At 71.1% G+C, this 9,039-nt stretch carries 9 protein-coding genes; 6 read left to right on the top strand and 3 right to left on the bottom strand.

Annotated elements, in window-relative coordinates; genetic code table 11:
* Positions 1 to 924 (bottom strand): recombination-associated protein RdgC (locus Q0741_RS08510; RefSeq protein WP_298232771.1); only part of this gene is annotated, 924 nt, incomplete at its 3' end.
* A 167-nt stretch (positions 925 to 1,091) separates the two neighbouring features.
* On the opposite strand from Q0741_RS08510, the gene Q0741_RS08505 reads away from it, so the two are divergent.
* The 6 genes from Q0741_RS08505 (at position 1,092) to ccoG (ending at position 6,083) form a co-directional block, all read left to right on the top strand.
* Positions 1,092 to 1,361, top strand: a complete 270-nt coding sequence (locus Q0741_RS08505) for a DUF2249 domain-containing protein (RefSeq protein ID WP_298232770.1) — start codon at positions 1,092 to 1,094, stop codon at positions 1,359 to 1,361.
* 1 nt (position 1,362) lies between these two features.
* Positions 1,363 to 1,722 (top strand): metal-sulfur cluster assembly factor, encoded by a 360-nt coding sequence (locus Q0741_RS08500; protein ID WP_298232769.1) that lies wholly within the window; start codon positions 1,363 to 1,365, stop codon positions 1,720 to 1,722.
* A gap of 12 nt (positions 1,723 to 1,734) precedes the next feature.
* On the top strand, positions 1,735 to 2,820 hold the full coding sequence (locus Q0741_RS08495) for a hypothetical protein (protein ID WP_298232768.1): 1,086 nt from the start codon (positions 1,735 to 1,737) through the stop codon (positions 2,818 to 2,820).
* The gene (locus Q0741_RS08490) at positions 2,817 to 4,025 is read left to right on the top strand and encodes an NnrS family protein (RefSeq protein WP_298232767.1); all 1,209 of its coding nucleotides are present in this window, start codon (positions 2,817 to 2,819) and stop codon (positions 4,023 to 4,025) included. The genes Q0741_RS08495 and Q0741_RS08490 overlap by 4 nt, the downstream gene beginning before the upstream one ends.
* 1 nt (position 4,026) lies before the next feature.
* Positions 4,027 to 4,527, top strand: coding sequence for an Rrf2 family transcriptional regulator (locus tag Q0741_RS08485; protein ID WP_298232766.1), 501 nt, complete (start codon positions 4,027 to 4,029; stop codon positions 4,525 to 4,527).
* Between the two features lie 134 nt (positions 4,528 to 4,661).
* Entirely contained in the window at positions 4,662 to 6,083 is a 1,422-nt protein-coding gene (ccoG, locus tag Q0741_RS08480; RefSeq protein WP_298232765.1) for a cytochrome c oxidase accessory protein CcoG, read from the top strand.
* Between the two features lie 391 nt (positions 6,084 to 6,474).
* On the opposite strand, the gene Q0741_RS08475 is transcribed toward ccoG, so the two are convergent.
* Both Q0741_RS08475 and Q0741_RS08470 read right to left on the bottom strand, forming a co-directional pair.
* Entirely contained in the window at positions 6,475 to 8,031 is a 1,557-nt protein-coding gene (locus Q0741_RS08475) for a methyl-accepting chemotaxis protein (RefSeq protein ID WP_298232764.1), read from the bottom strand.
* A gap of 366 nt (positions 8,032 to 8,397) precedes the next feature.
* On the bottom strand, positions 8,398 to 9,039 hold a 642-nt coding region (locus Q0741_RS08470; RefSeq protein WP_298232763.1), incomplete at its 5' end, for a methyl-accepting chemotaxis protein.

Here is a 9,039-nt window from a genome sequence, read left to right as displayed (position 1 = left end):
GGCAGCCGCCGGGGCTGCGGCGACCTGGCCGGCCGGCTGCTCCCCGCCCAGCGCCTCCAGCAACTCGGGAATGAGCCGGCGCAGCTCGCCGGTGGCGATGGCGGCATCGGCGTCGAAGGCCTCGTCCTCGGCCACGCCGTCGCGGCCCTCCAGCGCGGTGTCCAGGATCTCGATCTTCTTGAGCGTCAGCGCCTCGGTCAGCGTGAAGGCCACGCGCTCGTTCCACGACAGCGCCAGCCGCGTCGGCCGCTTGCCCGCGGCGATGTGCTGCTTGACCTCGTCCGTGTCCAGCGCGTGGCGGGCGTAGCGCACCACCGAGCGCATCTCGTCGGCCGACTTCAGCTCGCACTCGCGGTCCAGGTAGAAGGCGCCGGGCGCCTCGCCCTCGGCCAGCCACGCCGCCATGCAGCCCGCGGGCGACTGCTGCGTCTGCAGCGGCAGCAGGTTGAAGCCGTCCAACGCCTTGACCAGCAGGCTCACCACCGCGTCCGCCTGCGCCGCGGCCCCGGCGTCGATGGCCAGCAGCCCGGCGCGCGGGTCGATCCACACCTGGATGCGGCTGCGCTTGGTGAAGGCCAGCGGCAACAGCTCCTGCGTGGCCTGCTCCTTGATCTCCTTGGCCTCGCGCCGCCCGGGCTTGTAGCCGCGCTCCTGCTCCAGCCGCGCGGCGATCTCGGCGCTGCGCTCCTTGACCACCGAGCCCGGCAGCATCTTCTTCTCGGTCATCAGCGCCAGCAGCCACTGGCCCTGGATCACTTCCACCAGCGGCGCATGCGGCTGGCCGCGTGGCGGCACCCACCCGGCGCTCTCGGGCTGCGTGGCCCCGCAGGGCGTGAAGGACTCGCGCGCCAGGCGCTCTTCGGCCTGCGCCGCGTCGGCGGTCCAGCCGGGAGCGATGCGCAGCAGGTGCAGGTTCTTGAACATGGCTTCCAACGAAAGAGGAGGGCGCCGGCGGCTCGCCGGCACGAGGCGCGCATTGTCCACGCCGCGCGAAGGGCCCTCCGGCGCGGTTGACCTGGGTCAAAGCCTTCGGCGCGGGGAGCGGGCAACATAGATTCATCTCTGGTACATCTTTAAGACTGGAAGCCCTGATGACCCCCGCCGTGTCCCTCGACCTGCGTTCGCTGCCGCCCCAGGAGCGGCACCTGCGCGTGTTCTCCAGCTTCGATGCCCTGGCGCCGGACGCCACGCTGGAGCTGGTCAACGACCACGATCCGCAGCCGCTGCAGCGCCAGTTCCACGCCCTGGTGCCCAACCTGTTCAGCTGGACCGCCGTGGAAAGCGGCCCCGAGGCCTGGCGCGTGCACATCACCAAGCTGGCGCGGCGCGACCACTGCTGCGGCGGCTGCTGCGGAAGCTGACATGGGCACGCCTGTGCAGGACGGCGCGGCCGAGCCGCCGCGCTTCGAGTTCGAGGGCGACGAGGGACTGCGCGCACCCATCACCGAGGCGCTGCGGCGCGTGGTGGACCCGGAAGTGGCGCTGTCCATCGTGGACGTGGGCCTGATCTACCGCGTGCGCGTCGATGGCGAGGGCGTGCACGTGCTCATGACCATGACCTCCGCCGCCTGCCCGGTGACGGACGTGATCGTCGAGGACGTGCAGAACGAGCTCGACCGCGTGCTGCCCGCGGCGCTGCCGCTGGAGGTGGAGATCACCTTCGATCCGCCGTGGACGCCCGAGCGCATGAGCCAGAGCGCGCAGCGCTTCATGCGCTGGTAAAGAGGTCGAGCCATGGCCGCCGCCGTGTCCCGCCGTCCCGCCGGCCCCTCGCGCGCGCTGCGCTGGGGCCGGTTGCTGCTGATGCCGCTGCTGGCCGTGATGCTGGTGACCGGCATCAGCGGCGGGCTGCTGCGCGCCGGGCTGCCGGTGGGGCAGAGCAGCCTGATCGGCCAGGCCGCGGCGCAGCACGCGGCGCTGATGATCTGCGCCTTCTTCGGTGCCGTCGTGAGCCTGGAGCGCGCGGTGGCGCTGGGCCGGCGCGCGGCCTTCGCCGTGCCGCTGCTGTGCGTGGCCGGCGGTGCGGCGCTGCTGCACGGCTGGCCCGAGGCCGGCGCGCTGCTGTTCACCGCCGCGACGCTGGGCTTCACCGCCGTGAACGTGATGCTGGTGCGCCGGCAGGCCGCGCCGCACACGATCGTGCTGCTGGTGTCGGCGCTGGCCTGGCTCACGGGCTGCGTGCGGCTGGCGGTGGGGCTGCACGACGACGCGATGCTGGCCTCCTGGTTCGCCTTCCTCGTCATCACCATCGCCGCCGAGCGGCTGGAGATGACGCGGCTGATGCGCCGCCGCGCCGCCGCGCAGCCGCTGCTGGTGGGCGTGCTGTGCGCGCTGCTGGCCGGCGCCGCGCTGTGGAGCCTGCTGTTCGGCGTGGCCCTGGTCGCGCTGGCGCTGTGGTTCGCCGCCTTCGACATCGCGCGCCACACGGTGCGCGCACGGGGCCTCACGCGCTACATGGCGCTGTGCCTGCTCGGCGGCTACGCCTGGCTGGCCGTGGCCGGCGTGGCCTGGGCCGGCTTCGCGCTGGGACATCCCACCCGCGACGCGGCGCTGCACGCGCTGGGCCTGGGCTTCATCTTCTGCATGGTGATGGGTCACGCGCCGGTGATCCTGCCCGCGGTGGCGCGCATCAAGGTGCGCTTCGACGCCGCCTTCTACGCCCCGCTGCTGCTGCTGCACGCCTCGCTGCTGCTGCGGCTGGCGGACCCGGCATGGCGCGGCACCGGTGCCGCGCTCAACGCGGCGGCGATCGCGCTGTTCGCGCTGGTGATGGTGCGCGCCGCGCTGCGCTGGCGCGCGATGGAAAGGTCTCGGTCATGACTGTGTTTCTGAAAATCGAGGAGCCGCCGCGCGGCGCTCCCGCGTCCGCGCCGCGCCCGCAGGGCTTCGCGCTGTGGGCCCTGGGCTTCAGGCCCTTCTACCTGCTGGCCAGCGGCTTCGCGGCGCTGTCCATCGTGCTGTGGACGCTGCAGGCCACGGGGCTGCTGCCGCTGCAATTCCTGCCCGGGCCGCTGTGGCACGCGCACGAGATGGTGTTCGGCTTCACGCTGGCGGTGGTGGTGGGCTTCCTGTTCACGGCCGGGCGCAACTGGTCGGGGCAGGACACGCCCACCGGCGGCGCGCTCATGGCGCTGGCCGGGCTGTGGCTGGCGGCGCGCGTGCTGGTGCTCACGCCCTGGGCCTGGGCCGCGGCGGTGGCCAACGTGGCCTTCCCGCTGCTGGCGGCCTGGGCCCTGTTCCAGTCCCTCAAGCGCGGCAACAACCGGCGCAATTACTTCTTCGCCGGGCTGCTGGTGGTGATGGGGCTGGGCGCGGCGCTGGTGCATGCCGAGCACCTGGGCTTCAAGCTGCTGCCGGGCTGGGCCGGCATCCAGATCGCGCTGGACGTGGTGCTGTTCATGATGGCCGTCATGGGCGGGCGCGTGATCCCGATGTTCACCAACAACGGCGTGCCGGGCGTGCAGGCCACGCGCCATCCGCGCATCGAGCAGGGCGCGCTGGGCGCGGTGCTGGCGCTGCTGGTGGCCGATGCGCTGGCGCTGCCGGGCGTGGTGGTGGCGCTGGTCGCCGCCGTGGCCGCGCTGCTGCACGGCGCGCGGTTGGCGCTGTGGCAGCCCTGGCGCACGCGCCGCGCGCCGCTGGTGTGGGTGCTGCACGCGGCCTACCTGTGGATTCCGCTGCACCTGCTGCTGCGCGCTGCCGCGGCGCTGGAACTGCTGCCCAGCACCTTCGCCACCCACGCGCTGACGGTGGGCGCCATCGGCGGCCTGACCATCGGCATGATGACCCGCACTGCGCGCGGCCACACCGGCCGCCCGCTGCGTGCCGACCGCTTCGACGTCGCCTGCTACGTGCTGGTGCTGGCCGCGGGCCTGCTGCGCGTGGGCCTGCCGCTGCTGTGGCCCGCGAGCTACGTGCACGCGCTGGGCTGCTCCGCGCTGCTGTGGGCCGCCGGCTTCGGGCTCTACGCCTTGCGCTACTGGCCGGTACTGAGCCGGCCGCGCCTGGACGGAAAGGCGGGCTGACATGCGACTCACCGCCATGACCGACTACGCGCTGCGGCTGCTCATGCACGTGGCGCAGCACCCGCAGCGGCTGTGCACCATCGCCGAGGTGGCGCGCGCCTACGCCATCTCCGAGGCGCACCTGATGAAGGTCACGCACCGCCTGGCGCTGGGGGGCTGGCTGGAGACCGTGCGCGGCAAGGGCGGCGGCATGCGGCTGGCCCGGGCGCCGCAGGACATCCGCCTGGGCGCCGTGGTGCGCTCCGTGGAGCCCGATTTCGCGCTGGTCGAATGCTTCGACACCCCGGCGCCGGGCGCCTGCCCCGGGCACGGTGCGGCGCATGCGGGCTGCCGCCTCGACGGCTGCTGCGCGCTCTCCGGCGTGATCGCCGGCGCGCTGCAGAGCTTCATGCAGTACCTGGACGACCACACCCTGGCCGACGTGCTGCCCGGCGCGCCGCAGCGCCCGCGCGTGGTGGCGCTGCCGCTGCCGCGCCAGGTCCACGCGGCCACCACCGGGTAGCCGTTGCCCTTTCGCCACGGCCGCGCCGCCCCGGTGCGGCAACCCTTCACGCAGGGCGCCGCGGCAACGCCGGGCGCGACGCTGCGGCATTCATCCAAAGATACATTTCGCGCGCATCTCAGAAGGCTGTTCCCGTGAGCAAGAGTTCCACCGTCATTCCCATCCAGCCCGCGTCGCTCTTCCAGAAGCAAGCCAAGATCTATCCCAAGGCCGTGGACGGCTGGTTCGCGCGCTGGCGCTGGGCGATGGTGTGGCTGACGCAGCTGTTCTTCTATGGCGCGCCGTGGCTGCAGTGGAACGACCGCCAGGCGCTGCTGTTCGACCTGGAGCAGCGCCGCTTCTTCCTGTTCGGGTTGGTGCTGTACCCGCAGGACCTGATCTACCTCACCGCGCTGCTGGTGATCTCGGCGCTGGGGCTGTTCTTCTTCACGGCGGTGGCCGGGCGGCTGTGGTGCGGCTACGCCTGCCCGCAGTCGGTCTACACCTCGATCTTCATGTGGGTGGAACGCAAGACCGAGGGCGACCGCATCGCGCGCATGAAGCTGGACAAGGCGCCGTGGAGCGCCAACAAGGTCCTGCGCAAGGGCGGCAAGCATGCGGCGTGGGTCGCGATCGCGCTGGTCACGGGCTTCACCTTCGTGGGCTACTTCACGCCGATCCGCGCGCTCACCGTTGAGCTGGCAACCTTCAGCCTCACGGGCTGGGAGACGTTCTGGGTGCTGTTCTACGGCTTCGCCACCTGGGGCAACGCCGGCTTCATGCGCGAGCAGGTGTGCAGCTACATGTGCCCCTACGCCCGTTTCCAGAGCGCGCTCATCGACCGCGACTCGATGATCATCACCTACGACGCCAAGCGCGGCGATCCGCGCGGCTCGCGCTCGAAGAAGGCCGATCCGGCGCAGCTGGGCCTGGGCTCGTGCATCGACTGCGGGCTGTGCGTGCAGGTGTGCCCCACCGGCATCGACATCCGCAACGGGCTGCAGGCCGAGTGCATCGGCTGCGCCGCCTGCATCGACGTGTGCAACGGCGTGATGGACAAGATGGGCTACGCCCAGGGCCTGATCCGCTACTCCACCGAGCGCGGCGTGTCCGAGGGCCTGACGCGCGCGCAGATGGTCAAGCGCGTGTTGCGGCCGCGGGTGCTGATCTACGGCGCGCTGCTGGCGGCGGTAGGCATTGCCTTCGTCACGACGCTGGCGCTGCGCAGCCCCTTCCACGTGGACCTGATCAAGGACCGCAACACGCTGGCGCGCGTGGTCGAGGACGGCCGCGTGGAGAACGTGTACCGGCTGCAGCTCCTGAACGGCGCGGAGAGCGTCGGGCATTTCCGCATCAGCGCCAGCGGCCTGCCCGGGCTGGAACTGGTGGGCGAGTCCACGCTGGAGGTGCCGGCGGCGCAGATCGGCTCGCTGCCGCTGCGGCTGCAGCTGCCGGCCGAGGCGGCGCAGTCGCTGCAGGGGCGCTCCAGCCCGGTGACGGTGGAGGTCGCGCGGCGCCTGCCCGATGGCTCGGAACAGGTCGTGCGGGAGAAGACGACCTTCGTGGTGCCGCGCTGATACCGCTACCTGCCAGTGAGGTATTCCGTTCGCCCTGAGGTATCGAAGGGTGAATCGAAGGGTGAACGGCCCCGGCCGTGGTGCCGCCATCGCAGCCTGCCGGATTCGTACTTCGATGCGCCGTAGGCGCACCCTGCCCTGAGGTATCGAAGGGTCAGTACGAACGGGCCATTTCACGATCAAAGTGAAACCGGGATAAGGCCACACCTGCGGCCCGAGGCATCGGCCTCGGACCAGAGCCGCCTCATACCGGTTCTTGACGCCGACTTAAAGAATCCCGTCACACCCGCGGAGGCGGGTGTCCACGAACTCCGGGCGGCATCCCGGTCCGCGTGGATGCCCGCCTGCGCGGGCATGACGGAATGACTTCACTGGCAATCGCGAACTGGAATCACGCCGCCGCGTGCGCCAGGCGGAACACCGCCACCGCGTCCACCAGGCGCTGCGCCTGGCTCTTGAGGCTGTCGGCCGCCGCGGCGCTTTCCTCCACCAGCGCGGCGTTCTGCTGCGTGACCTGGTCCATCTGGCCCACGGCCTGGCCCATCTCCACCACGCCCTTGCTCTGCTCGCTGCTGGCGGCGCTGATCTCGCCCATCAGGTCCGTCACGCGCTTGATGGCCGTGACCACCTCGTGCATGGTCTCGCCGGCCTGGTCGGCCAGCATCGAGCCCTGGCCCACGCGCTCCACGCTGTCGGTGATCAGGTCCTTGATCTCCTTGGCTGCGCCGGCGCTGCGCTGCGCCAGGCTGCGCACCTCGCTGGCCACCACCGCGAAGCCGCGGCCGGCCTCGCCGGCGCGCGCGGCTTCCACCGCGGCGTTCAGGGCCAGGATGTTGGTCTGGAAGGCGATGCCGTCGATGACGTTGATGATGTCGGCGATCTTGCGCGAGCTCTCCTCGATGCCCTTCATGGTCGAGACGACCTGGGCCACGACCTTGCCGCCGCGCGAGGCCACGTCCGAGGCGCCCTGCGCGAGCTGGTTGGCCTGCAGCGCGTTGTCGGTGTTGTGGCGCACGGCGCCGCCGAGCTGTTCCATCGAGGCGGCGGTCTGCTGCAGCGAGGAGGCCTGCTGCTCGGTGCGGTGGCTCAGGTCGTGGTTGCCCTGCGCGATCTGCGCGCTGGCCGTGGCCACGCCCTCGGCGTTGCGGCGCACGTGCGCCACGGTGTGGGTCAGCTTCTCTTCCATGGTGGCCAGCGCGCCCAGCAGCTGCGCGGTCTCGTCCTTGCCCTCGGCCCGCACGCCCGAGGTCAGGTCGCCCTCGGCCACGCGCAGCGCTACCTTGCAGGCGTTGCTCAGCGGCACGGTGATGGAGCGCGTGATGCGCCATGCCAGCACCACCGACACCACCAGCATCAGCGCGGTGCTGCCCACGAGCAGGTTGCGCGCGGAAGCGTAGGCCGCGCGCGCCTCGGCATTGCTCAGGTCGTTGGCCGCCTCCTGGGCGTGGATGCTTTCCGTGAGCAGGTCCTGCCAGCGCTGCGTCAGCGGCTGCGACTCCTTCACGAGCAGGTCCACGGCCTCCTCGCGCTGGCCGGCCAGGCCGAGCTGCACCACCTTGTTGTTGACCGCGCGGGTGCCGCCACGGGCCTCGTCGATGCGCGCCAGGTGCGCCTTGAACGCCTCGTCGGCGGGGAGCTGGTCCAGCGCCGCGCGCGCCTGGTCGTACTCGGCGCGGAACTGCGCGATCTTCCGGCCCTCCTGGTCGATCGCCGCCTGGTCCTGCAGCAGCATGAGGTTGCGCATGGAACGCAGCACCTCATGGATGGCGTTGTTCATCTTGTGGCTCAGCGCGATCTTGACGTTGCTGTCCTCGGCCATCTTGTCGAGGTTGGCCTGGATCTGCGAGAGCTGGTGGATGCCCAGCCCGGCCGAGGCCAGCGCCATCAGCATGACCAGACCAAACGCGGCTGCCAGACGCTGCCCGATGCGGAAGTTCGCGAGTTTCATGGGATGTACCCGATTGGTTGAAGCTGTGGGGTGGCAAGGCAGAGCCCGCGCCGCGAAAACCGCCATCAACGTCATCGCCGGGCATTCCACGGCATGAGCTGCCGGGATCGAGCGGACGCCCTGCGATGCTGCAACGCACCAATCTAGGTACAAATGTTTACGTCTGCCTTAATGCATGCCGGCAAATTTTTTGTTGATCAGGAGCAAGTCGGTATTCGCTCGGGACAAGAAAAAACCCTGTCCGGTATGCCGGACAGGGTTTTGACGAATTTGGTGCCCTGATCGCGGGCGTTGAAGTTTTTAGCAAACCCAGGTCCGTGGGTCCGGACGTTTGCGAAGAGAGGGTCCGTTCAGCCGGACGCCTGCTCAGAACGAGGTCCACTCCTCGTCGTCGTCCCGGGTATCGGCGCGCGCGGTCGCCGTGGAGATGGTGGGCAGGGCCGGTGCGCTGGGACGCTGGAAGTCTGGCCGCACCACGTTGCGCGCGCGCTGCGGGCTGCGGCGTTCACCGCCGTCCCAATCGGTGGCGGGCAGCGGGTCCGGTGCCGAAGCCGGCTGCGCATGGGCGGTCAGGGCCTGCGGTGTCGGGATGGCCCGTGCCGCCGGGGCGCCCACGGACAGCGACTCGCCGGCGGCCAGGCGGAACACCGCCACCGCCTGCACCAGGCGCTGCGCCTGCTGGCGCAGGCTCTCCGCGGCGGCGGCGCTTTGCTCCACCAGCGCGGCGTTCTGCTGCGTGGCGCGGTCCATGCCGGTCACGGCCTCGGCCACCTGCGCCACGCCCTCGCTCTGCTCGATGCTGGCGTGGCTGATCTCGCCCACGAGGTCGGTCACGCGCTTGATGGCCGCCACCACCTCCTGCATGGTGTGGCCGGCCTGGTCGGCCAGCGCCGAGCCCTGGTCCACGCGCTGCACGCTGTCGGTGATGAGCTGCTTGATCTCGCGCGCGGCCCCGGCGCTGCGCTGCGCCAGGCTGCGCACCTCGCCGGCCACCACCGCGAAGCCGCG

Origin of the sequence: uncultured Azohydromonas sp., from assembly GCF_937926365.1 — a bacterium.
In the GTDB taxonomy this organism is placed as follows: Bacteria; Pseudomonadota; Gammaproteobacteria; order Burkholderiales; family Burkholderiaceae_C; genus Azohydromonas.
Note: the sequence above shows the minus strand (reverse complement) of the source record. Positions and strands in the feature narration are given on the sequence as shown.

What these genes read in the sequence shown, in the direction of transcription:
- Q0741_RS08505 (WP_298232770.1), top strand. Translation starts at nt 1,092, where the DNA reads ATGACCCCCGCCGTGTCCCTCGACCTGCGTTCGCTGCCGCCCCAGGAG.
- Q0741_RS08500 (WP_298232769.1), top strand. Translation starts at nt 1,363, where the DNA reads ATGGGCACGCCTGTGCAGGACGGCGCGGCCGAGCCGCCGCGCTTCGAG.
- Q0741_RS08495 (WP_298232768.1), top strand. Translation starts at nt 1,735, where the DNA reads ATGGCCGCCGCCGTGTCCCGCCGTCCCGCCGGCCCCTCGCGCGCGCTG.
- Q0741_RS08490 (WP_298232767.1), top strand. Translation starts at nt 2,817, where the DNA reads ATGACTGTGTTTCTGAAAATCGAGGAGCCGCCGCGCGGCGCTCCCGCG.
- Q0741_RS08485 (WP_298232766.1), top strand. Translation starts at nt 4,027, where the DNA reads ATGCGACTCACCGCCATGACCGACTACGCGCTGCGGCTGCTCATGCAC.
- Q0741_RS08475 (WP_298232764.1), bottom strand. Translation starts at nt 8,031, where the DNA reads ATGAAACTCGCGAACTTCCGCATCGGGCAGCGTCTGGCAGCCGCGTTT.